The sequence below is a fragment of the Roseinatronobacter alkalisoli genome (genome assembly GCF_028745735.1).
GTDB lineage: Bacteria > Pseudomonadota > Alphaproteobacteria > Rhodobacterales > Rhodobacteraceae > Roseinatronobacter > Roseinatronobacter alkalisoli.
The window spans coordinates 1-22,178 of the sequence record NZ_JAQZSM010000006.1; the positions used below are offsets into that span (position 1 = coordinate 1).

20 protein-coding genes and 1 pseudogene are annotated in these 22,178 nt (G+C 59.1%); 15 read left to right on the forward strand and 6 right to left on the reverse strand.

Features of this window, described 5'->3' with window-relative positions:
* Nucleotides 1-115: pseudogene (locus PUT78_RS08350) on the forward strand (IS5/IS1182 family transposase); the annotation flags it as partial.
* Here the strand turns inward: PUT78_RS08350 and PUT78_RS08355 are convergent.
* Nucleotides 99-686 (reverse strand): ATP-binding protein, encoded by a 588-nt coding sequence (locus PUT78_RS08355; protein ID WP_274351802.1) that lies wholly within the window; start codon nucleotides 684-686, stop codon nucleotides 99-101. The pseudogene PUT78_RS08350 and the gene PUT78_RS08355 sit on opposite strands and share 17 nt — an antisense overlap.
* A gap of 150 nt (nucleotides 687-836) precedes the next feature.
* On the opposite strand from PUT78_RS08355, the gene PUT78_RS08360 reads away from it, so the two are divergent.
* Entirely contained in the window at nucleotides 837-1,631 is a 795-nt protein-coding gene (locus tag PUT78_RS08360) for an inositol monophosphatase family protein (protein WP_274351803.1), read from the forward strand.
* Between the two features lie 11 nt (nucleotides 1,632-1,642).
* Here the strand turns inward: PUT78_RS08360 and PUT78_RS08365 are convergent, their stop codons facing one another.
* Nucleotides 1,643-2,512, reverse strand: coding sequence for a MurR/RpiR family transcriptional regulator (locus PUT78_RS08365; RefSeq protein ID WP_274351804.1), 870 nt, complete (start codon nucleotides 2,510-2,512; stop codon nucleotides 1,643-1,645).
* Between the two features lie 128 nt (nucleotides 2,513-2,640).
* Here PUT78_RS08365 and PUT78_RS08370 point away from each other — a divergent pair, with 128 nt between their 5' ends.
* The 7 genes from PUT78_RS08370 (at nucleotide 2,641) to PUT78_RS08400 (ending at nucleotide 10,522) form a co-directional block, all read left to right on the forward strand.
* Nucleotides 2,641-3,492, forward strand: coding sequence for an N-formylglutamate amidohydrolase (locus PUT78_RS08370; protein WP_274351805.1), 852 nt, complete (start codon nucleotides 2,641-2,643; stop codon nucleotides 3,490-3,492).
* Nucleotides 3,477-3,983, forward strand: a complete 507-nt coding sequence (locus PUT78_RS08375; RefSeq protein ID WP_274351806.1) for a TRAP transporter small permease subunit — start codon at nucleotides 3,477-3,479, stop codon at nucleotides 3,981-3,983. The genes PUT78_RS08370 and PUT78_RS08375 overlap by 16 nt, the downstream gene beginning before the upstream one ends.
* Nucleotides 3,983-5,308 carry a TRAP transporter large permease gene (locus PUT78_RS08380; protein ID WP_274351807.1) on the forward strand — a complete coding sequence of 442 codons (1,326 nt, stop codon included), beginning with the start codon at nucleotides 3,983-3,985 and terminating at the stop codon, nucleotides 5,306-5,308. Before PUT78_RS08375 ends, PUT78_RS08380 begins: the two co-directional genes overlap by 1 nt.
* An 81-nt stretch (nucleotides 5,309-5,389) precedes the next feature.
* The gene (locus PUT78_RS08385; protein WP_274351808.1) at nucleotides 5,390-6,427 is read left to right on the forward strand and encodes a TRAP transporter substrate-binding protein; all 1,038 of its coding nucleotides are present in this window, start codon (nucleotides 5,390-5,392) and stop codon (nucleotides 6,425-6,427) included.
* Nucleotides 6,428-6,542: 115 nt separating this feature from the next.
* Entirely contained in the window at nucleotides 6,543-7,910 is a 1,368-nt protein-coding gene (locus tag PUT78_RS08390) for a glutamine synthetase family protein (protein WP_274351809.1), read from the forward strand.
* A gap of 83 nt (nucleotides 7,911-7,993) precedes the next feature.
* Nucleotides 7,994-9,373: an aldehyde dehydrogenase family protein gene (locus tag PUT78_RS08395; RefSeq protein WP_420793481.1), complete on the forward strand. Its 1,380-nt coding sequence runs from the start codon at nucleotides 7,994-7,996 to the stop codon at nucleotides 9,371-9,373.
* 3 nt (nucleotides 9,374-9,376) lie between these two features.
* The gene (locus PUT78_RS08400) at nucleotides 9,377-10,522 is read left to right on the forward strand and encodes an iron-containing alcohol dehydrogenase (protein ID WP_274351810.1); all 1,146 of its coding nucleotides are present in this window, start codon (nucleotides 9,377-9,379) and stop codon (nucleotides 10,520-10,522) included.
* A 136-nt stretch (nucleotides 10,523-10,658) separates the two neighbouring features.
* Here PUT78_RS08400 and PUT78_RS08405 read toward each other — a convergent pair whose 3' ends face one another.
* Nucleotides 10,659-11,567, reverse strand: coding sequence for a LysR substrate-binding domain-containing protein (locus PUT78_RS08405; RefSeq protein ID WP_274351811.1), 909 nt, complete (start codon nucleotides 11,565-11,567; stop codon nucleotides 10,659-10,661).
* Between the two features lie 181 nt (nucleotides 11,568-11,748).
* Between PUT78_RS08405 and ugpB the strand changes: the two genes are divergently transcribed.
* The 5 genes from ugpB to PUT78_RS08430 all read left to right on the forward strand — a co-directional run bounded on the left by ugpB (nucleotide 11,749) and on the right by PUT78_RS08430 (nucleotide 16,882).
* Nucleotides 11,749-13,074, forward strand: a complete 1,326-nt coding sequence (ugpB, locus tag PUT78_RS08410) for a sn-glycerol-3-phosphate ABC transporter substrate-binding protein UgpB (protein WP_274351812.1) — start codon at nucleotides 11,749-11,751, stop codon at nucleotides 13,072-13,074.
* A gap of 81 nt (nucleotides 13,075-13,155) precedes the next feature.
* Nucleotides 13,156-14,040 (forward strand): sn-glycerol-3-phosphate ABC transporter permease UgpA, encoded by an 885-nt coding sequence (gene ugpA / locus PUT78_RS08415; RefSeq protein WP_274351813.1) that lies wholly within the window; start codon nucleotides 13,156-13,158, stop codon nucleotides 14,038-14,040.
* Nucleotides 14,041-14,053: 13 nt separating this feature from the next.
* Nucleotides 14,054-14,902, forward strand: coding sequence for a sn-glycerol-3-phosphate ABC transporter permease UgpE (gene ugpE / locus PUT78_RS08420; protein WP_274351814.1), 849 nt, complete (start codon nucleotides 14,054-14,056; stop codon nucleotides 14,900-14,902).
* A 3-nt stretch (nucleotides 14,903-14,905) separates the two neighbouring features.
* Nucleotides 14,906-15,958: a sn-glycerol-3-phosphate import ATP-binding protein UgpC gene (locus PUT78_RS08425; RefSeq protein WP_274351815.1), complete on the forward strand. Its 1,053-nt coding sequence runs from the start codon at nucleotides 14,906-14,908 to the stop codon at nucleotides 15,956-15,958.
* Nucleotides 15,959-15,973: 15 nt separating this feature from the next.
* Nucleotides 15,974-16,882: a glycerophosphodiester phosphodiesterase family protein gene (locus PUT78_RS08430; protein ID WP_274351816.1), complete on the forward strand. Its 909-nt coding sequence runs from the start codon at nucleotides 15,974-15,976 to the stop codon at nucleotides 16,880-16,882.
* A gap of 116 nt (nucleotides 16,883-16,998) precedes the next feature.
* Here PUT78_RS08430 and PUT78_RS08435 read toward each other — a convergent pair whose 3' ends face one another.
* From PUT78_RS08435 to gloB, 3 genes are all read right to left on the reverse strand, one after another.
* The gene (locus tag PUT78_RS08435; protein ID WP_274351983.1) at nucleotides 16,999-17,775 is read right to left on the reverse strand and encodes a rhomboid family intramembrane serine protease; all 777 of its coding nucleotides are present in this window, start codon (nucleotides 17,773-17,775) and stop codon (nucleotides 16,999-17,001) included.
* 103 nt (nucleotides 17,776-17,878) lie between these two features.
* Nucleotides 17,879-20,197: an ATP-dependent Clp protease ATP-binding subunit ClpA gene (clpA, locus tag PUT78_RS08440; RefSeq protein WP_274351817.1), complete on the reverse strand. Its 2,319-nt coding sequence runs from the start codon at nucleotides 20,195-20,197 to the stop codon at nucleotides 17,879-17,881.
* Nucleotides 20,198-20,356: 159 nt separating this feature from the next.
* Nucleotides 20,357-21,124 (reverse strand): hydroxyacylglutathione hydrolase, encoded by a 768-nt coding sequence (gloB, locus tag PUT78_RS08445; RefSeq protein ID WP_274351818.1) that lies wholly within the window; start codon nucleotides 21,122-21,124, stop codon nucleotides 20,357-20,359.
* Nucleotides 21,125-21,219: 95 nt separating this feature from the next.
* Between gloB and PUT78_RS08450 the strand changes: the two genes are divergently transcribed.
* Nucleotides 21,220-21,969 (forward strand): methyltransferase domain-containing protein, encoded by a 750-nt coding sequence (locus tag PUT78_RS08450; RefSeq protein WP_274351819.1) that lies wholly within the window; start codon nucleotides 21,220-21,222, stop codon nucleotides 21,967-21,969.
* Nucleotides 21,970-22,178 lie beyond the last annotated feature (209 nt).

The following is a 22,178-nucleotide window of genomic DNA, read 5'->3' on the forward strand; positions in this document are numbered from 1 at the left end:
AATCATGTTTGGCAGGCTCAAGGACTGGCGGCGTGTCGCAACCCGCTATGATCGCTGCCCAAAAGTCTTCCTCTCAGCCATCGCGCTCGCCGCTACAGTCATCTATTGGCTATGAGTCCTGACCCTAACATGTCGGCGATGCTTTGAAACGTATCATCACTTTCAAGACGATCAAACTCATCGACTATTACACATGGAGATTTATCTATATCAGAGGGCTGTATTGCATGCCTCACCAAAGCACTTGCTTGATTAGGTGTGATACTTTCATTCACAGTCAACATATCCGCAGTTTCTCCAGCAAGTGTTATTCCTGCAATTTTTATTTGTCCCTTAAATTTGATCCCCTTCAAGATACTTGGATTTCTCTCTGCTGCGTCGTTAACTATGTCTTGCAAGAGACTGCGGAAATTAGTTTTTTTACCGCAAGCAACGACTGAAACCAACTCGACCAAGTCATTATGTACCTGACAGGCGGTATGGCCGACAGATGTTTTACCTATCCCACGCGCGCCCCAGATAAATGGATGAGCACCGGGCGTTTCGAATGCATCTAACATTTCATTAATATTTTTAGTTCTTCCCTTGAGCTGTTGACTCACCTCTATATGCCTTGAGGGATGCAATAGGTTGTCTAAGCGAGCTCTAAAAGACTTACGATCTAAACCTATAGAATTTTTATTCATCTCGCCGCCCTATCAATTTTCCAATATGATCACATTCGCTACTAGTGCCCACCATATGCCCCAACCCTCACCCGCGCAAGCGCGCACCCCCTTCACATCCCCCCCATACCCAAGTATAGCGCCCTCTGACCCAATCTAGGAGCCGTTCGGATGCAAGGCAGTGCCAACCTCAACCTGATGATCAAGGCCGCGCGCAAGGCGGGCCGCGCTTTGGTCAAGGATTTCCGCGAAGTGGAAAACCTTCAGGTGTCGTCCAAGGCCGCAGGCGATTTCGTCAGCCGCGCCGATATTGCCGCTGAACGCATCATCCGCGACGATCTGATGGAAGCGCGCCCCAATTACGGCTGGCTGGGCGAGGAGACCGACCCGGTCGAGGGCAAGGACCCCACCCGTCGCTGGATCGTGGACCCGCTGGACGGGACCACCAACTACCTGCACGGCCTGCCGCATTGGGCCGTGTCCATCGCGCTGGAATTCAAGGGCGAGATTATCGCCGCAGTGGTGTTCGACCCCGCTAAGGATGAAATGTTCGTCGCCGAGAAAGGTGCGGGCACCTTCATGAATGACAAGCGCCTGCGCGTGTCAAACCGCAACACGATGCTGGAATGCATCTTTGCCACCGGCGTGCCCTTTGCCGCCAAGAAAACCCTGCCCGCCACACTGCATGATCTGGCGCAACTGATGCCCGCATGTGCCGGTGTGCGGCGCTGGGGGGCTGCGTCGCTTGATCTGGCCTATGTGGCGGCCGGCCGGTTCGACGGGTATTGGGAACGCGAAGTACAGCCTTGGGATATTGCCGCAGGGTTGTTGCTGGTACGCGAGGCGGGCGGGTTCATCGCGCCAATCCGCGAAGGCACGGATATTCTGGAACGCGGCGAAGTGATCGCAGCCAATTCCGGCATTTTCGACAGCTTTGCGCGCACCCTGCGCAAACGCCCGGAATAAGCCCGCGCCTGCTATCGAATCCGCTTGAACAGGCGCATCTGCTCGTAAAGCGATTCCATGCGTTCCAGCCTTTCGCTGGTATCGGCCCAGTTGCGTTCCTGAATGCGTGCAAGCATCGCTTCCACAATGGCGACAAGGGGCACGACTGTATCCCATGCGGACGGCACTTCGATATGACTGGCAAGGATATGGCGCGCAACGCTGGCCGCAGGGGACACCCATCTGTCGGTCAGCAGGATAATCTCGACGCCCTGTTCATTCGCCAGTTCGGCAAGCTGCATCACCGATGGCTCATACCGGCGAATGTCGAACACCACCAACACATCGCGTTCGGTCATGTCCAGCAGCGCGGGCGGCCAGGTATTGGGCAGGCTGGACAGCAGCGACACATCCGCGCGCATCACCTTCAGCGCGGTGGCAAAGTATTCCGCGATGGATCGCGTCAACCGCCCGCCCACCATATGCACAGGGCGCGACTTGTCCGACAGAATGCGCGCCGCTTCGTCAAAGCTGGCCAGGTCCTGCTGACTGAGCGTCAGGTTCACATTTTCGATCACGCTTTGGGCAAAGCGGTTCAGAATATGATCACGCGCGCCGACACCCGCCCATTTTTCGTGCTTTGCTATCGGCGAGGCCAGTCTTTCGCCCAGATCTTCATGAAGCTGCGCGCGAAATTCCGGATAACCTGAAAACCCCAGTTTGCGCACCAGCCGCACCACTGTCGGCCCCGACACTTCTGCGGCGCGCGCCACGTCTGACACACTGCCCAGCACGGAAACCGGGAAATTACTAAGCATATAGGCCGCAAGCTGCCGTTCGGCCCGTGTCAGGTCCGGCATTGCCGCGCGCAACCGCGCTTCCAGTGTGTCGATAGGTTTCATGCCTCCCCCTGAAAGAACCTGCAACAGGTCTGTAATGTTTATTACAAAAAATCAATACAAGAAAAAGTCTTGACGAAATCAACCTGGATGCGGCAGGCTTGCACGAAAGGCAGCATGGGCGCTTACTGATGTCACACCCTGACATTGCGACTTTTGACGGGACATCCCCATCTGTGACTGGCGACTGGTCAGGCACCTGCGATGCCTGGGGTGCAACAGGCGCGGCGCAGCCGGACGCGTTGGTTCCGCAGATCATGCTGATCTGCGAACACGCGTCAAATGCCACCGCCCCCCCTTGGGCGCAGTTTGACGACGCGCCCGCGCAGATGTCGGCGCATGTTGCCAGCGATCCGGGCGCACTGGGGCTGGCGCGGGCATTGGGGGAAAATCTGGGCCGGGCGACCGGCGCGGCGGAACTGGTGCATGCGCCCCTGTCGCGGTTGATCTATGACCTGAACCGCAGCCCTGAACGCATGGATGCCATGCCATCCGTGTCCGAAACATTCCATATCACGCAGAATCAGGGGTTGGATACCGCCCAGCGCATGGCACGGATGCAGGCGCTGTATCTGCCGTTTCACAACCATGTCCGCGCCCGTATTGCGCGCGCGCTTCTGCTTGGCACCCGCCCCTGTATCGTGACCATCCATTCCTTCACACCTACATGGTATGGCCAGCCGCGCGATGTGGAATTCGGTATCATTCATGACGACGCGCCTGAATTTGCGCAGGCCATTCTGGCGCATTCCCCCGATACCGGCCTGACAACGCGGTTGAACGAACCCTATAGCGCCGCCGACCATGTGACCCATACGCTGCGCTTGCATGCCCTGCCCTATTTCCTTCCCAATGCCATGCTGGAATTGCGCAATGACCTGATTGCCAGCGCAGCGCAGCAAACCGATATCGCCGCGCGGCTGGCCCCGGCCATTCTGCGAGCCATGCAAAATGTGAAGGATGGCCCATGCCCGCAGCCCTGATCACCTATGTCCGCTGGGTAGAGGCGCTGAATTACCGTGTAGGGCGGCTGGCCATGTGGGGGCTGTTCGCGCTTATGGCGGTGCTGATGTGGGGTGCCATTGCGCGCGCGGGCTTCAGCCCACAGATATGGACCGATGAAATGGCGCAGTTCCTGCTGCTCGGCTATTTCATGCTGGGGGGTGCCTATTCGCTGCAGCTGGGGTCCGCAGTGCGAATGGACCTGCTGTATTCACGCTGGTCGGACCGCAGCAAGGCCGCAGTGGATGCCATCACCATTTTCACACTGCTGGTCTATCTGGGTGTGCTGTTATGGGGCGGTATTGAAAGCACCCAATACGCGCTGGAATATGGCGAACGCCGTCGCGGGCTGTGGCGGCCCTATATGGCCCCCATCAAGATTGTCATGTGTATCGGCATCGTGCTGATGATCCTGCAATGCACCGCCTTTCTGATCCGCGACATTGCCAAACTACGGGGCAAGGACATCTGATGTCATATGAAATGATTGCAGCCCTGATGTTCGGGACCATGCTGGTGGTCATGCTGACTGGCCAGCGCATGTTCGGCGTCATCGGTTTTGTCGCGGTGGTTGCGGCCATCGGGTTATGGGGCGAACGGGGCGGGCATGATCTGGCATTTGCGCAGACCATCAAGCTGATGAACTGGTTTCCGCTGATGACGCTGCCGATGTTCGTTTTCATGGGTTATGTGCTGTCGGAAAGCAAACTGGCCGATGATCTGTATCGCATGTTCCATGTCTGGTTCGGCCCGGTGCCCGGCGGGCTGGCGATCGGGACGATTGTGCTGATGGTGCTGATTTCGGCCATGAACGGGCTGAGCGTGGCGGGCATGGCAATCGGCGCCACAATCGCGCTGCCCGAATTGCTGAAGCGAAATTACGACAAGCGGATGGTCACGGGCGTCATACAAGCCGGGTCCAGCCTTGGCATTCTGGTACCACCTTCGGTGGTGCTGGTGCTGTACGCCATGATCGCGCGCCAGCCTGTGGGGCAGTTATGGATGGCGGGGCTGTTGCCGGGGCTGATGCTGGCGGTGCTGTTCATCATCTATATCTGGATACGCTGCAAGATTAACCCCGCCCTTGGCCCGACCATAGACCCCGCGGAACTGGCCAGTGTCACCCGCGCGGAAAAATACCGCCTGCTGCTGGCGGGGCTGATGCCGCTGGGCATTTTCGCAGTGATGATGGTGCCGTTCGTGCTGGGATATACGCGGCTGGTCGAAAGTTCGGTTGTGGGCGCTGTGGCGGCGCTGGCGGTGTCCTTCCTGAAGGGCCGCATGAGCTGGGATGTGTTGGAACGCTGCACCCGCAAGACGCTGGCGATTTCATGCATGTTCCTGTGGATCATCCTTGCCGCGCTGGCTTTCGGCGCAGTGTTCGACGGGCTGCGCGCGGTCGATTTCGTGCGTGCGCTGTTCATGGATAACCTGGGCCTTGGGCGCTGGGAAATCCTGATTCTGATGCAGATTTCCTTTATCCTGATGGGCATGTTTCTGGACGACACGGCGATGCTGGTCATTGTCGCGCCACTTTATGTGCCGATTGTGCGGATGCTGGAATTCGACCTGATCTGGTATGGCGTGCTTTATACCATCACCTGCCAGATCGCCTATATGACGCCGCCTTTCGGCTACAACCTGTTTCTGATGCGGGCCATGGCCCCGAAAGAAGTGTCCCTGATCGACATCTACCGCTCCATCGTGCCGTTTGTGGGGGTGATGATCATCGGCCTTGGGCTGGTGATGGCCTTCCCGCAAATCGCGCTTTGGCTGCCCGGCGTGGTGTTTCCATGACCCCGGACAGCCCATGCCCCCCGACAGAAGGCGCGGATAACGCGCCCGGATAACTGAAACCCAAGACAGGAAGGAAGACCCATGACAACGACAAGACGGAAGTTTCTGACCACCAGCGCCCTTGGCGGGGCTGCAACACTCGCCGCACCGGCGGTGCGCGCGCAATCCACCATCCGCTGGCGGTTGCAGACCTATGCAGGTGCCGCCCTTGGCGCACAGGTGGCCAAACCCGCCATCGATATGTTCAACGCCATCGCAGGCGATGAAATGCAGATCGACCTGTATTATGCCGACCAGCTTGTGCCAACGGAAGAACTGTTTCAGGCCATGCAGCGCGGCACCATTGATGCTGTGCAATCCGACGATGACAGCATGGCCAGCCCCACCGAAGTGACCGTGTTCGGCGGCTATTTCCCTTTTGCCAGCCGCTATTCGCTGGACGTGCCCGCGCTGTTCAACGACTGGGGCCTGAATGAAATCTGGGCCGAAGAATATGAGAAAGTGGGCGTCAAGCATATCTCGGCGGGGTCGTGGGATCCGTGCCATTTCATCACCTCATCGCCGATCACATCGCTGGACGATCTGCAGGGCAAGCGGGTATTTACCTTCCCGACAGCGGGGCGGTTCCTGTCGCAATTCGGTGTGGTGCCGGTCAGCGTGCCCTGGGAAGATGTGGAAATCGCATTGCAGACACGCGAGATTGACGGCGTGGCCTGGTGCGGGATCACGGAAGCCTATGAAGTGGGCTGGGCCGATATCTGCAGCCATTTCCTGACCAACAATATCTCTGGCGCGTGGATCGGGCATTTCTTTGCCAATATGGACCGCTGGAACGAATTGCCCGAACATCTGCGCAACCTGATGGCCACTTGTTTCGAGCAGTCGCATTACTATCGCCAGCACTGGTACTGGGCGGGCGAAGCGCGGCTGCGCACAGAAGGTGACAAGCTGGAACTGACATCCATCCCGGATGCGGAATGGGGCAGTGTTGAAGGTGCAGCGCGGGATTTCTGGGAAGAAATCGCCGCCGAATCCGACACCAAACGCCGCGTGGTCGAGGTGTTCCGCGCCTATAACGCCGCGATGGACAAGGCGGGCCGCCCCTATCGCTACAGCTAGGGCCGGTTGACCAACAAAGGGCGGGGGGCTGTCTGCCCCCCGCACCCCCCGAGGATATTTTCACCAGAATGAAGCGGATATACGCGCATGCCGGATGTGGCAGGAGGACAGGTTGATGGCGGCTGAAATGACATTGCAGCAATTGCAGGCGGGTTTTGATGCCGGTGAGATTGACACGGTTCTGGTGGCCGCCCCCGATATGCAGGGCCGGTTGATGGGCAAGCGGTTTCATGCCGCGCATTTTCTGGCATCGGGGTATGAAGAAACGCATTGCTGCAATTACCTGCTGGCCACCGATATGGAGATGCTGACTGTTGAAGGGTATGCATCGACAAGCTGGGCGAAGGGCTATGGCGATTACATGATGAAGCCCGATCTTGCCACGCTGCGTCGTCTGCCCTGGCTGGAGGGAACGGCGCTGGTGCTGTGCGATCTGGTGGATCATCACACGCATGCCGAGATCACGATTTCACCGCGTGCGATACTGAAGCGCCAGATCGCGCGGGCGCAGGCCATGGGCTATGTGCCGATGGCGGCGACGGAGCTGGAATTCTATATTTTCGAGCAAAGCTATGAGGCATTGCGCGATCAGGGCACGGACCGGCTGACGCCGATTTCGGCCTATAATGAAGATTACCACCTGTTCCAGACCACCAAGGAAGAGCCGCTGATGCGGGCCTTGCGCAATGGTCTGTATGGCGCGGGAATTCCGGTGGAGAATTCCAAGGGCGAGGCAGAGGCCGGACAGGCGGAAATCAATATCCGCTATGCCGATATGCTCACCACCGCCGATTATCATGTGATCACCAAGCAGGCGACCAAGGAAATCGCGCATGGTCTGGGCAAATCCGTGACCTTCATGGCGAAATATGACCACCGGCGCGCGGGATCATCGAGCCATGTGCATCAGTCGCTATGGACGCCTGAGGGCGCGGCGGCCTTCATGGACGGGGATGCGGAATATGGCATGTCGGCCCTGATGCGCCAGTATATGGCCGGGCAACTGGCCCATGCGCGCGAGATCACGGCCTTTCTGGCCCCTAATGTGAACAGCTACAAACGCTTCTGCACGGGGATGTTCGCGCCCACAAAGGCCGTGTGGTCGCTGGATAACCGCACAGCGGGGTTCCGGGTGTGCGGCGATGGCAGCCGCGCCGTGCGTGTGGAATGCCGGATTGGCGGGGCGGATCTGAACCCCTATCTGGCCTGTGCCGCATTGCTGGCGGCTGGGCTTGCGGGGATCGAGCAGGGCATGGCGCTGGAGCCGGAACTGCACGGCGACATGTATGGTGCACGCGAGGCGCGCGAAATCCCGAAAACCCTGCGCGAAGCGGCAGACCTGCTGGACGGGTCAGAGATGCTGCGCGCGGCCTTTGGGGATGAGGTGGTGGAGCATTACACCCATGCCGCCCGGTGGGAGATTTCGGAACATGACCGCGTGGTCACCGACTGGGAGCGCAGGCGGTTGCTGGAACGGGGCTGAGCAGGCGCCACCGCAGAACTGAGCTTTTTTTGGCAAGATGAAGCCCGCGACACAGGGATGCCGGGCAGAAAACAGGAGCGATAATGTCTACGATCAAGCTGATCTCGCCCGTGGATGGGTCGGTTCACGCGGAACGCGCGATTGTACCGCTGGAGGACGCGCGGGCCTGTGTCGCACGCGCGCGCGCAGCCCAGACAGCTTGGGCCGCGCGGCCCTTGCAGACGCGGATCGATCTGGTGATGGGGGGCATCGAGGCGCTGGAAGGCATGAATGCCGAGATTGTGCCGGAACTGGCCTGGCAGATGGGTCGGCCTGTGCGTTATGGTGGGGAAATGGGCGGGGTGCGCGAACGTGCTGCCTATATGGCGCAAATCGCCGCAGACGCGCTGGCTGATGATGTCATTGAAGACAGCGATAGCGTAAGCCGCGTTCTGGCGCGCGAGCCACATGGCGTGGTCTTTGTAATTGCGCCGTGGAATTACCCGTTCCTGACAGCGGTGAACACAGTCGTTCCTGCACTGATTGCGGGGAATGCGGTGGTGCTGAAACATGCCAGCCAGACATTGCTGGCGGGCGAGCGGCTGGCGCAGGCGCTGCATGCAGGCGGCGTGCCGCAGGATGTGTTCCAGAACCTTGTGCTGGATCATGCCACGACAGAGGCCCTGATCCGCGAACGTGCCTTCGGGTTTGTGAATTTTACCGGGTCCGTCGGCGGTGGGCAGGCGATTGAACATGCGGCGGCGGGCAGTTTCACGGGCCTTGGGCTGGAACTGGGCGGCAAGGATCCCGGCTATGTGCGCGAAGACGCCGATCTGGATGCGGCCGTGGACGGGCTGATGGATGGCGCGATGTTCAATTCAGGTCAGTGCTGCTGCGGGATTGAACGGATTTACGTACATGAGAGCCTGTATGATGCCTTCGTTGACAAGGCCGTGGACTGGGTGAAAGCGCAGAGGCTTGGCAATCCGCTGGAACCGGAGACGACCATGGGACCGATGGCGCATGTGCGCTTTGCAACGACAGTGCGCGGCCAGATTGACGAGGCATTGGCGACGGGCGCGCGGGCGTTGATTGACCCTGCCCTGTTCCCGGCAGATGATGGCGGGGCCTATCTGGCGCCGCAGATTCTGGTCGATGTGGACCATTCCATGCGGGTGATGCGTGAAGAAAGCTTCGGGCCGGTGGTGGGTATCATGCCGGTACGAGATGATGCGCAGGCAGTGTCATTGATGAATGATTCTCCCTATGGGCTGACCGCATCGATCTGGACGCGCGATGCCACCGCCGCGCGGCACATCGGCGCGCAACTGGACTGCGGCACCATCCTGATGAACCGCTGCGATTATCTGGACCCGGCGCTGTGCTGGTCGGGCTGCAAGGATACGGGTCGCGGTGCTGCCTTGTCGAAACTGGGATATCTGGCACTGACGCGGTCCAAATCCTACCATCTGAAAAAGGTCTGATACATGTCATTCACGGCAAACTGGAGCTATCCGACAGTCATCAAATTCGGTGTGGGCCGGATTTCGGAACTGGCGCAGCATTGTCAGGCGACGGGCATGAAACGCCCGCTGCTGGTCACAGACAAGGCGCTGGCGGCGCTGCCCATCACCGCGCAGGCGCTGGATGTGCTGGACGCGGCGGGCCTTGGGCGTGCGGTGTTTTCCGAAGTGGATCCCAATCCGACAGAGGCCAATATGAACACGGGGCTGGATGCCTACCGCGCGGGCGGGCATGACGGGGTTGTGGCCTTTGGTGGGGGCTCAGCACTGGACCTGGGCAAGATGATTGCGCTGATGGTGGACCAGCCTGTGGGCGTGTGGGAGCTGGAAGATATCGGCGACTGGTGGACGCGCGCAAACGCCGACACGATTGCGCCGATTATCGCTGTTCCCACAACCGCAGGCACCGGGTCCGAGGTCGGGCGTGCGGGCGTGCTGACCGACAGCGCCACGCACCGCAAGAAGATCATCTTTCACCCCAGACTGATGCCCGCTGTCACCATCTGCGACCCTGCGCTGACCGTGGGGATGCCTGCCTTCATCACGGCGGGCACCGGAATGGACGCACTGGCGCATTGTCTGGAAGCCTATTGCAGCCCGCATTACCATCCCATGTCGCAGGGAATCGCGCTGGAAGGCATGCGGCTGGTGTTTGAAAACCTGCCCCGCGTCTATGCCGCCCCCGATGATCTGGAAGGGCGCGCGAATATGATGTCGGCTGCCGCCATGGGCGCTGTGGCGTTCCAGAAGGGGCTGGGTGCGATCCATGCGCTGAGCCACCCGATCGGCGCGGTGTACAACACCCATCACGGCACCACCAATGCCGTGGTCATGCCGATGGTGCTGGATTTCAACCGCGCAGAGATTGAGGACAGGATTGCCCGCGCCAGCGCCTATATCGGCATCAACGGCGGGTTTGACGGGTTCCTCACGCGTATCATGGACTTGCGCGCGACACTGTCCATTCCCGAAAACCTGTCTGCGCTGGGGGTGGAACGCGCGCGGCTGGATGAGTTGACAGATATGGCACTGCTGGATCCGTCCTGCGGGGGCAACCCGGTTGAAATGACGCGCGAAAATACCCGCGCACTGTTTGACGCCTGCATGTGACACGGGACTGGCCCGACAGGGTTCGGGCCACTCCCCTCTGCCCCCGTGACCGGGTGGTGGGGGGCATATATCGCGCTGTGCGGCAAACGCCCGCGAGCGGCCGGATACAGGGCAGGTGGTAATTGCAGGGAACAGGTTATTCATCCTGCTGGCGGAACGGGTGCAGGCTTTCTGCGAAACATTCCATGAATTCCAACGTGATCATTGATGGCTGTTTGTGGATCGGGCGCACCAATGACAGGCGGTGCGGCACAGCGGGCCGGAAGGGCCGGTACTCCACCCCCTGCCCGCGATATTTCACCGCATCAAGTTCACTGACGACCGAAACGCCCACCCCTTGCGCGACGAATTCGCAGGCCGTGGTGAATTGCCGCGCTTCAACAAAGGTTGTGATACTTTGCCCATCGGCCAGAAAGGCTTCGTTCAGCAACCTGAAAAACGGGCTGTCGCGGCGGGTATGAATCAGCTTCTGGTCCACCAGGTCACGTGGGCGAATCACATCCTGCCGCGCAAGTGGGCTGTCTTGGGGAAAAATGCACACAGTTCTGACGCGTATTTCTTCACGTTCAACTGCGGGGTGCCCGTCAAACCCGTCGGTAATACCGAAATCGAACTGCTCGCCCACCATCCATTCCAGAATGCGTTCGGGCCGGTCCGGTTCCAGTGTCACAGTCACGCCGGGGCGGTCTTTCAGAAAATCAGCGACAACGCGCGGCAGGTGGCTGATGGCAAACCCCGGCAGGCAGGCGATTCGCAGATCGCCTGCCTTGCGCTGGGTAATGTCGCGGCTGGTTTCGGAAATACGGTCCAGAAGGTCCAGCACGCGCCGGATGTCGGGCAACAGAAACCGCGCTTCCTGCGTGGGCACCAGCCGCCCGTCGCGCCGGTCAAACAGTGCAAAACCCAGATCATGCGCCAGATCCGCCAACAAGCGACTGACCGCCGGCTGCGAGATATTTAACTGCTGCGAGGCCCGCGTCATGGTGCCGTGTTCAACCACCGCATGAAAGGCTTCTAACTGGCGCGGACTGATTTGGCCTGACATGCGTAATTCCTTTAGGTTTCCTTGGCATGTATATAATAAAATGTTATATGATAAAATAAAAAAATTGTCTTGTCTTATGATTGTTACAATGCCACGCTAGTGATCGTAGCGAGCGGGGGCATAGCCTTGCCCCCGTGACAAACTGAACAGTTCCATCGCTACCTTCGAAAGGGAGGAAATCATGAAGAAACATGTGTTTGGCGCCTGTGTCGCCGCAAGCACCGCGCTTACGCCAGTCTGGGCCAATGCGCAGGTCACCATCGACTGGTGGCATGCCATGGGCGGAGAACTGGGCGAATTGCTGGAAGACGTCGCCGCCAATTTCAATGCCAGCCAGAGCGAATTTGAAGTGCGCCCCAGTTTCCGTGGCACTTACACAGAAACCATGACCGGTGCGATTGCCGCATTCCGCGCGCAACAACAACCCCATATCGTTCAGGTTTTTGAGGTTGGCACCGGCACCATGATGGCCGCCGAAGGCGCCACATATCCGATCTATCAGCTGATGGCCGATTACGATGTGCCGTTTGATCCGTCCGCATATCTGCCTGCGGTCGTGGGCTATTACACCGACCCCGACGGCAACATGCTGTCCTTCCCGTTCAATTCCTCTACCCCGATCATGTATTATAACAAGGACGTTTTCGAAGCGGCCGGTCTGGACCCGGAAACCCCGCCCACGACATGGTCTGAGCTGGAGGCTGCTGCAGAGGCGATCCAATCTTCTGGTGCCGCGCCGTGCGCATTCACCACTCGCTGGCCTAGCTGGGTTCAACTCGAAAACCTCCTTGCTCTGCACAACCTGCCGCTGGGCACGCAGTTGAATGGCTTTGCCGGTTTCGACGCCGAACTCATTTTCAACCAACATGAAGTGCTCGTGCGGCACTGGGACAACCTACATGCTTGGCAGCAAGCAGATACCTTCCGTTGGGCAGGAGGTGGCGCTGGCCCGGATGCTGGACCGCTATTTTATAGCAGCGAATGCGCGATCCTGATGGAGAGTTCCGCAGGCCGTGCCGGGGTACTTCGGAACTCAGAATTCGAGGTTGGTTTTGGTATGCTACCCTATTATGACGACGTGTCCGGAGCGCCGCAGAACTCGATCATCGGGGGCGCCACACTGTGGGTGCTGCGCGGCAAGACAGAGTCAGAGTACGAGGGCGTCGCGCGCTTCTTCGAATACCTCTCGCTGCCCGAAGTTCAGGCGCAATGGCATCAGGACACCGGCTATCTGCCGATCACCCAGGCCTCATTCGACCTGACAACCGAGCAGGGCTACTATGACGCCAACCCCGGTGCCGACATCTCAATCCGCCAGATGAACCTGAACGAACCTACCGAAAATTCCAAGGGCCTGCGTTTCGGCAGCTTCGTGCAGATCCGCGATATCATTTCGGAAGAAATGGAATCGGTCATGACCGGCGCGAAAACCGGCCAGCAAGCTGCGGATGATGCGGTCAGCCGTGGCAACGCGCTGCTGCGCGAATTCGAAGCGGCAATGAACTAACCCCGCGACCGAACCTGCACCCCCGGCATGACACCAATTGCCGGGGGTGCTTTCGTTGGACGACAGCCAAGGCCACACGACATGCAAACCAAACGGATGACCTTTTCCAGCAAATGGCTGCCCTATGCCCTGCTGGCACCGCAGGTAATTATCACGGTAATTTTCTTCATCTGGCCTGCATCGCAGGCGTTGTATCAATCCGTGCTGCGGCAGGACATATTCGGGCTGCGCACCGAATTCGTTGGTCTGGACAATTTTGTGCGTCTGCTGAACGATCCGCTATATCTGAATTCGCTGAATGTAACCTTCTGGTTCAGTGTGGGCACCACATTCCTGTCCATGTCAGTGGCGCTGCTATTCGCGGTGATGGTCAACCGCATGATCCGCTCGCGCGACACCTACACTACTTTTCTGGTCTGGCCCTATGCTGTGGCACCCGCCATCGCCGGGGTGTTGTGGTGGTTCATTTTCAACCCCTCTATCGGGATCATGCCCTATATGCTCAAGGGGTTCGGCTATGACTGGAACCACCGGTCATCCAGCACGGATGCGATGATTCTGGTCATCATTGCCGCCGCATGGAAACAGATCAGCTATAATTTCCTGTTCTTCCTGGCCGGTCTGCAATCCATTCCGCAAAGCCTGATCGAAGCGGCAGCAATTGACGGGGCCAGCCGGATGAAACGCTTCTGGACCATCGTGTTCCCGCTGCTGTCACCTATCACCTTCTTTCTGATGGTGGTGAATGTCGTTTATGCCATGTTCGACACATTCGGCGTGATCCATGCCACCACCGAAGGCGGGCCAGCGCAGGCCACGAATATTCTTGTCTACAAGGTCTATCGCGACGGGTTCGTGAACCTGAACCTCGGGTCTTCCGCTGCGCAATCCGTGATCCTGATGGGGATCGTCATCATCCTGACCGTCATCCAGTTCCGCTATATTGAGCGGCGCGTAAACTACTGAAGGGGCGCGGCACATGGTCGAAAACAACCGTTGGGGCAATCTGCTGGCCCATATCATCCTGATCTTTGGCGTGGCGATCGTGATCTTTCCGGTCTATGTGGCGATCATCGCATCAACCCATCCGTCCGGCACATTCCTGCGCGGGGTCATGCCGCTGCTGCCCGGCCCGAATGCGCTTGAAAACTACAAGACTGTCATCCTCGAAGGGCGCTCGCGCGCAGGCACGCCGCCGATCAGCGGCATGTTGTGGAACAGTTTTGTCATGGCGATGGCAATCACCATCGGCAAATTGTCCATCTCGCTGCTGTCGGCATTCGCAATCGTTTATTTCCGCTTTCCGTTCCGCATCTTCTTTTTCTGGGTTATCTTCCTGACGCTGATGCTGCCGATCGAAGTGCGGATTCTGCCCACATTTCAGGTGGTGGCTGATCTGGGCATGCTGAACAGTTTTGCGGGCCTGTCGATCCCGCTGATTGCCAGTGCCACGGCCACATTCCTGTTCCGGCAGTTCTTCATGACGGTGCCGGAGGAACTGATGGAAGCCGCCCGCGTGGATGGTGCAGGGCCGATGAAATTCTTCAAGGACATCCTGATGCCCCTGTCCATCACCAATATCGCGGCGCTGTTCGTGATCATGTTCATCTATGGCTGGAACCAGTATCTCTGGCCCCTGCTGATTACCACTGACCCCGAATATTACACCATCGTCATGGGCATTCAGCGCATGGTCACCGGCGGGGACAGCGAACCACTATGGCATCTGGTCATGGCGACGGTGGTTCTGGCCGCCCTGCCCCCGATCCTTGTGATCCTGTTCATGCAACGCCTGTTTGTCAAAGGCCTGACCGAGACGGAGAAATAAACCATGGCCTCCATTACAATGGATAATCTGCACAAGGTCTATACAGGCGGCGTGCGCGCGGTAACCGGTATCAATCTGGATATTGCGGATGGCGAAATGATTGTGCTGGTCGGCCCGTCGGGCTGCGGCAAATCCACGCTTCTGCGCATGGTCGCGGGGCTGGAAACCATCAGCGAAGGAACGCTGCATATCGGGGAACGTGTGGTCAACAATCTGGAACCGGCAGACCGAGATATTGCCATGGTGTTCCAGAATTACGCGCTTTATCCGCATATGACCGTGTTCAACAATCTGGCTTATGGCTTGAAAAACCGCGGGTTTTCCAAAGCTGAAATTGACCGCCGCGTGCGTGATGCCGCCGAAATGCTTGAAATCGGTGCCTTTCTGGACCGCAAGCCGCGGCAGTTGTCGGGCGGGCAACGCCAGCGCGTGGCGATGGGCCGCGCACTTGTGCGCGAACCGGCAGCGTTTTTGTTTGATGAACCGCTGTCAAACCTAGATGCGAAACTGCGCGTGCAGATGCGTGTCGAAATCCGGCAGTTGCAGAAACGGCTGGCCACAACATCACTTTATGTGACCCATGACCAGTTGGAAGCGCTGACCATGGCCGACCGCCTGGTGGTGCTGAACGGCGGGCAGATCGAACAGGTCGGCACCCCCATGGACGTGTATTCGCGCCCTGCAACCACCTTTGTTGCAGGATTCATCGGATCGCCCGCCATGAACATGCTGCCAGCGGATTATCTGCGCAGCACGCAGGCATCCGACAATCTGGCGCATTTGCCGCAAGCGGCGGATCTGATCGGCATCCGCCCCGAAGATCTCGCACTTGAAACGCCCGGCGATGGCGATCTGTCTCTGACAGGTAAGTTGTTGCTGCTGGAACCTGCAGGGGCCGAAAGCCATCTGCACCTGAAATTCGACGGGCTGCATGAAAACATGATTATACGCCTGCCACATGTCCCGTCGGTTATTGAAGGGCAGGCCTTGTCCTTCACTGTGCGGCGTGACAATTTGCACCCGTTTGACGGCGCCACCGGAAAGCGCGTTTCCTAATCAAGGCATGCAGGAATGACCAATTTTTTGCGCCGCCCAGCGGGGCATCCGCGGATATACGGGCATCGCGGCGCGCGCAGCGTGCTGCCCGAAAACACGATGGCGGGCTTTGCCTATCTGCGTGAAACGGGCGTGACCGCAGTAGAGCTGGACGTCCAGAATGCGCGTGGTCGTGTTCCGGTCATCATCCATGACCCGCTATTGCCCATGGCCCATACCCGCGATGCGCAAGGAAACTGGCTGCCCGCACCCGGCCCGAAGGTCATTGATCTGACCGTGGATGAACTGCGCAGCTATGATATCGGGCGGCTGAACCCTGCCACGGAATATGCCGCGCGCTACCCGCTGCAACGCCCGCAGGATGGCGCGCGCATCCCCACACTTGCCGAATTTCTGGAATGGGCGCAGGCAGATAGCGACCTGCTGATCAATATCGAGATCAAGTCCCATGCCCACCAGCCGGATCTGGGCGATGCCCCCGAGATACTGGCCGCAGATGTGGCAGGGATGGTACAGCATTCCGGGCTGGCAGCACGGGTGGTGGTGTCATCCTTTGACTGGCGTGTCCTGTCGGCGCTGCGCGTGCATGCGCCCGACATTGCCCGCGCATATCTGAGTTTTGAACAACCCGGACAGGACACGAATATCATCGATGGCGGCGCGCTGATGGACGGGCTGAACCGCAAGGATTTCGGCGGCAGCCTGCCCGCGCTGATTGCCGCGCAAGGGGCAAAAGCCTGGTGCCCCTATTTCGGCGACCTGACGCCTGCAGAACTGGCGCAGGCGCATGCACATGATCTGGCGGTCAATGTCTGGACCGTTAACGCTGACGCAGATATCCGCCGGATGATAGCGATGGGTGTGGACGGGATCATTTCCGACGACCCGGCGCGTGCGCAGTATCTGCTGGACACCGCAGCCTGACGGACAGGATATGAACAGGTTGCGGTGCCCCGTCCGGCGGCGGGACCCAGCCTGAAACAGGTATTGACGAGTCCCGGAGCGCGGCAGCCTTTCGGCCCAACTGATATTGTTGCCTTCTACCGCCTGCGCCAGGGGCTGGTGCGGAACCGCGCGGGTTTGCCCGATTTCGGCACATTGGATGCGACGAAACGGTAGCGCGCTTCGGGGTGTGGCGGCTGGCCCAGACAGCGCGTCCAGAACGCCCGCCCGCCCAGCCGCCGCCACAGCGGGAATGACAGCGCCACACCAGCCACGAACCCGCCCGCATGCGCCCAATAGGCAACGCCGCCAACATTCGCAGGTGTCGAGACCCCGCCAAGTATCTGCAGCGTGAACCAGCCCCCCAGAACCACCCATGCGGGGGCCGGGATAATGCGAAAAATGACGATCAGAAAGAAAAACAAATCAACGCGCGCGCGGGGGTAAAACAACAGATACCCGCCCAGAACCCCCGCAATCGCCCCGGACGCGCCCACCATGGGAATAACCGATGACGGGTCCGCCGCGAATTGCAACCCCGCCGCGGCAACCCCGCATAGCAGGTAGAATCCCAGAAACCTGAAATGGCCCCAGACATCTTCCATGTTGTTTCCGAATATCCACAGAAACAACAGGTTGGACCCCAGATGCAGTAGATCCCCATGCAGGAACTGATGCGTCAGCAGCGTGACATAGCCTTCGCCCATGCCAAGGCGCGCAGGCAGCATGCCCCAGGTCTGGAAAAAATGCATCAGCGCGCGGTCCTGCACAAACAGGTCCGCATAGCCGACAAATACCATAATATTCACGACAATCAGCGCATAGGTCACATAGGGCCGCCGCACTGACGGATTGTGGTCGCGTATGGGGATCAACATGGCCGGGGTCCGGAATGCACTGACGCCCGGACGCAACGTCCGGGCGTCTGGTTGTGAAAATCCCCTTCCCCGGCAGATGGGACAAAGGGGACCGGCATTTTCAGTCAGCGGTCAGCAAAGGCGGGTTCTTTCCGGTCAGGCGCCGGGCTTCCGGCCCTTCGACGGTCAGAGCAATCTTGCCGTCGCGCACATGCACGCGCACCAGACCACCCTTGGTCAGTTTGCCAAACAGCAGTTCTTCGGCCAAGGGTTTCTTGATGTTTTCCTGAATGACGCGCGCCAGTGGCCGCGCCCCCATCTTGTCATCATAGCCCTTCTCTGCCAGCCATGCCGCAGCTTCTTCGGACAGGTCAATGGTAACATTGCGGTCCATAAGCTGCGCTTCCAGTTGCAGCACGAATTTTTCGACCACCTGAACGATAACCGTTTTGGGCAACGGTGCAAAGCCGATCACAGCATCCAGCCGGTTGCGGAATTCCGGCGTGAAAGTGCGTTCGATCGCGGCCATATCCTCGCCTTCGCGCCGGTCACGGCCAAAGCCGATTGCCGCTTTCGCCTGTTCTGTCGCCCCGGCATTGGATGTCATGATCAGGATGACATTGCGGAAATTCACTGTCCGGCCGTTATGGTCCGTCAGTTGCCCGTGATCCATGACCTGCAACAGGATGTTATACACATCCGGATGCGCCTTTTCGATCTCGTCCAGCAGCAGCACACAATGTGGGTGCTGGTCCACGCCATCGGTCAGCAGACCGCCCTGATCAAAGCCGACATAGCCCGGCGGTGCCCCGATCAGGCGCGAAACTGCGTGTTTTTCCATGTATTCCGACATGTCAAACCGCAGCAATTCCACCCCCAGGCTGTCGGCCAGTTGCTTGGCCACTTCGGTCTTGCCCACCCCGGTCGGCCCCGCGAACAAGTAGTTCCCGATGGGTTTTTCCGGTTCGCGCAAACCCGCACGTGACAGTTTGATGGCCGATGACAACGCTTCGATCGCGGTATCCTGACCAAAGACCACACGCTTGAGCGAGCGTTCCAGATCGCGCAGGACTTCGGCATCATCCTTGGACACATTCTTGGGCGGAATGCGCGCAATCTTGGCCACCACAGCCTCAATTTCCTTGGGGCTGATGGTCTTGCGCCGTCTGGATTCTGCCAGCAGGTGCTGGGCAGCGCCCGCTTCGTCGATCACGTCAATCGCCTTGTCGGGCAGTTTGCGGTCATTGATATAGCGCGCGGCCAGTTCCACGGCGGTCTTGATCGCTTCATTGGTGTAGCGGATATCGTGGTGTTCCTCAAAATAGGGTTTCAGCCCCATCAGGATCTTGATCGAATCCTCTACCGTGGGTTCGACAACATCAATCTTCTGGAACCGGCGCGACAGCGCGCGGTCCTTTTCAAAATGCTGGCGGAATTCCTTATAGGTCGTGGACCCCATGCAACGCAGCTTGCCACCCTGAAGTGCGGGTTTCAGCAGGTTGGACGCATCCATCGCACCGCCCGATGTCGCGCCTGCACCGATGACAGTGTGAATTTCATCAATGAACAGCACTGCATCCGGGTGGTCTTCCAGTTCCTGCATGACGGATTTCAGGCGTTCCTCAAAATCGCCACGATAGCGCGTGCCCGCCAGAAGCGCGCCCATATCCAGCGAATAGATGGTGGAATGCGCCAGAATTTCCGGCGTCTGCCCTTCGACGATTTTCTTGGCCAGCCCTTCGGCAATAGCGGTTTTGCCGACACCGGGATCGCCCACCAGCAGCGGGTTGTTCTTGCGCCGCCGACACAGAACCTGAATGCAGCGTTCCACCTCGGGGCCGCGGCCGATCAGGGGGTCCACTTCGCCCTTGCGGGCCTTCGCGTTCAGATCAACACAGAATTTGCCCAATGCGGTTTCCTTGGGCTTTTCTTCGGCGCTGGCCTGTTCGGCCTGTTCGCTATCGGCGCCACTGACAGGGCGCGCTTCGGAAAAGCTGGAATTCTTGGCCACACCATGCGCAATGAAATTCACTGCATCATAGCGGGTCATGTCCTGTTCCTGCAGGAAATACGCGGCGTTTGATTCGCGTTCGGCGAAAATGGCGACCAGCACATTCGCGCCCGTCACCTCGTTGCGGCCAGAACTCTGGACATGGATGGCCGCGCGCTGGATAACGCGCTGGAACGCCGCTGTCGGCACGGCTTCGGACCCTTCCACATCAGTCACCAGCGAGGTCAGTTCTTCCTCGATGAAATCGCTGAGGGTTTTGCGTAATTCATCGAGTTCGACATTGCAGGCCTGCATCACGCGGCTGGCATCCGGTTCGTCGATCAGCGACAAAAGCAGATGCTCCAGCGTTGCGAATTCGTGCCGCCGGGAATTGGCCAAGGCCAGCGCCCCGTGAATGGATTGTTCCAGTGTGGCAGAAAATGATGGCACGTCAGACGCTCCTGTATAGTTTGATCCTTCGGCCCATACCGTTGGATCAGTCTCGCCTCATACTCTTAAACTTCGGTTTTATTTTCCGTCGTTCAAGTGTTTTTTCCTTAACTCTGCTTCCAAGATGCAAAACACGCAAGGATTAAGCAGTTCAAACGGTCAAAACCTGTCCTTCAACGCCCTGAGATGTGCGAATACCTCGGCGTCGCTGGCCTGCGCCATCCCAAGTGCCGCCTTCATGCCGGGGTCACCTGCCCGCAGAAAGGGGTTGGTCGCCAGTTCCAGCGCAAGCGGCGCAATCGCCATGGGCCGTCCTTCCGCACGGTCCATTCTGGACCGGGCAATGCGCGCTTGCAAGTCGGGATTGTCACCATCCACAGTTTGCGCAAACGCGGCATTACCTTTTATATAGTCGTGCCCGGAACAAATGACAGTATCTGCGGGCAAATCCATCAGTTTTGTCAGGCTGTCCCACATCTGGGCGGGCGTGCCTTCAAACAAACGCCCGCAGCCAAGCGCCATCAGGCTGTCCGCCGTAAAGGCCAGCCTGCTCTCAGGAAAGTGAAACGCCACATGCCCCAGCGTATGGCCCGACACATCCAGTACCGTGCAGGTTTCGCTGCCAATGCTGAAACTGTCGCCATCTGACAGCGCATGATCCAGCGGCGGCAGGCGGTGCGCATCAGCGCGCGCGCCCCGGACTTTCGCCCCGGTTGCCGCGCGCAGGGCATCGACACCATCGATATGATCGCTGTGGTGATGCGTGATCAGTATATCGCCAAGCGTCCAGCCCTGCGCGGCCAGCGCCTGCTGCACGGGCGCGGCTTCGGGCACGTCAATGACCGCGGTCGCGCCCGTCGTCTGATCATGGATCAGATATGCATAATTATCAGCAAGACAGGGTACTGCGTGCACCACAAAAGGCATGATCTTTTCCCCTTCATCCGTTACAGTCCCGCCAAGACTGCGCCAATTGGGCGACATGTGCAACCGAGGCATCACCAAAGGGTGAAGGGCAGAATATGCATCACGATGTCCGTGCGCTGCGCGACTTCTACTATACCACTTCCCTTGGACGGGCAGCCCAGAAGGCGATGCGCGACCAGTTGCGCGCGTGCTGGAAGGACACCACCGCGCTGACGGTTGCGGGATTCGGGTTTGCGGCCCCGCTACTGCGCCCCTTTCTGCCGGAAGCGGCGCGGGTGACAGCCCTGATGCCCGCACAGCAAGGTGTCATGCACTGGCCTGCGGAATCAGCAAATCATTCCGTTCTGGTGGAAGAAACCAACTGGCCGCTGGCCACCGGCAGTGTTGACCGGTTGGTATTGCTGCACGGGCTGGAAGCGTCGGAACGGCCCGCTGCCTTGCTGGAAGATGCCGCGCGCGTTCTGAAAACCGGCGCGAAGGCAGTTTTCATTCTTCCCAACCGCTCGGGCCTTTGGGCGCGGCGCGATGGCACACCTTTTGCATTGGGGCGCCCCTATTCGCTGGGCCAGATCGAAACCGAACTGAAAATGCACGGTTTCGCCATCGAAGGCCATTCAGCGGCGCTGTTCTTTCCGCCACGTGACACTACACGCTGGTTGCGATGGGCCATGACACTGGAAAGATACGGTCAGAAACTGTCGCGCTATCATGCCGGGGGCGTGCTGATGGTGCAGGCGCGGCGTATCAGCGACACACCCGGCACAACCGGGCTGGCAGTGAAATCGCGCAAACCCCTGCGGGTTCTGGACGGGGTTACCCAACCGGGTGCGCGCCCCGCATGGTAACGATGCCCTGCGCCCCGCCTGCTGCGGAAGGGGGAATCAGCCGCCATATGCGCGCCCGGCCGCAGGCGCGATGGCGCAAACAGGCGCGCGGGCCATACAAAGCGGTGACGAAATCCCGCTAGCAGGGTAATTTTATGTCCCGGAACATCAAGAAGTGGTTACCTTCGCGGTTGCGGCAGAAATGGACCTCTGCTAAACCCGCGCCGACC

Coding starts and splice junctions, on each gene's coding strand:
- PUT78_RS08355 (WP_274351802.1), bottom strand. CDS start 686: ATGAATAAAAATTCTATAGGTTTAGATCGTAAGTCTTTTAGAGCTCGC.
- PUT78_RS08360 (WP_274351803.1), top strand. CDS start 837: ATGCAAGGCAGTGCCAACCTCAACCTGATGATCAAGGCCGCGCGCAAG.
- PUT78_RS08365 (WP_274351804.1), bottom strand. CDS start 2,512: ATGAAACCTATCGACACACTGGAAGCGCGGTTGCGCGCGGCAATGCCG.
- PUT78_RS08370 (WP_274351805.1), top strand. CDS start 2,641: ATGTCACACCCTGACATTGCGACTTTTGACGGGACATCCCCATCTGTG.
- PUT78_RS08375 (WP_274351806.1), top strand. CDS start 3,477: ATGCCCGCAGCCCTGATCACCTATGTCCGCTGGGTAGAGGCGCTGAAT.
- PUT78_RS08380 (WP_274351807.1), top strand. CDS start 3,983: ATGTCATATGAAATGATTGCAGCCCTGATGTTCGGGACCATGCTGGTG.
- PUT78_RS08385 (WP_274351808.1), top strand. CDS start 5,390: ATGACAACGACAAGACGGAAGTTTCTGACCACCAGCGCCCTTGGCGGG.
- PUT78_RS08390 (WP_274351809.1), top strand. CDS start 6,543: ATGGCGGCTGAAATGACATTGCAGCAATTGCAGGCGGGTTTTGATGCC.
- PUT78_RS08395 (WP_420793481.1), top strand. CDS start 7,994: ATGTCTACGATCAAGCTGATCTCGCCCGTGGATGGGTCGGTTCACGCG.
- PUT78_RS08400 (WP_274351810.1), top strand. CDS start 9,377: ATGTCATTCACGGCAAACTGGAGCTATCCGACAGTCATCAAATTCGGT.
- PUT78_RS08405 (WP_274351811.1), bottom strand. CDS start 11,567: ATGTCAGGCCAAATCAGTCCGCGCCAGTTAGAAGCCTTTCATGCGGTG.
- ugpB (WP_274351812.1), top strand. CDS start 11,749: ATGAAGAAACATGTGTTTGGCGCCTGTGTCGCCGCAAGCACCGCGCTT.
- ugpA (WP_274351813.1), top strand. CDS start 13,156: ATGCAAACCAAACGGATGACCTTTTCCAGCAAATGGCTGCCCTATGCC.
- ugpE (WP_274351814.1), top strand. CDS start 14,054: ATGGTCGAAAACAACCGTTGGGGCAATCTGCTGGCCCATATCATCCTG.
- PUT78_RS08425 (WP_274351815.1), top strand. CDS start 14,906: ATGGCCTCCATTACAATGGATAATCTGCACAAGGTCTATACAGGCGGC.
- PUT78_RS08430 (WP_274351816.1), top strand. CDS start 15,974: ATGACCAATTTTTTGCGCCGCCCAGCGGGGCATCCGCGGATATACGGG.
- gloB (WP_274351818.1), bottom strand. CDS start 21,124: ATGCCTTTTGTGGTGCACGCAGTACCCTGTCTTGCTGATAATTATGCA.
- PUT78_RS08450 (WP_274351819.1), top strand. CDS start 21,220: ATGCATCACGATGTCCGTGCGCTGCGCGACTTCTACTATACCACTTCC.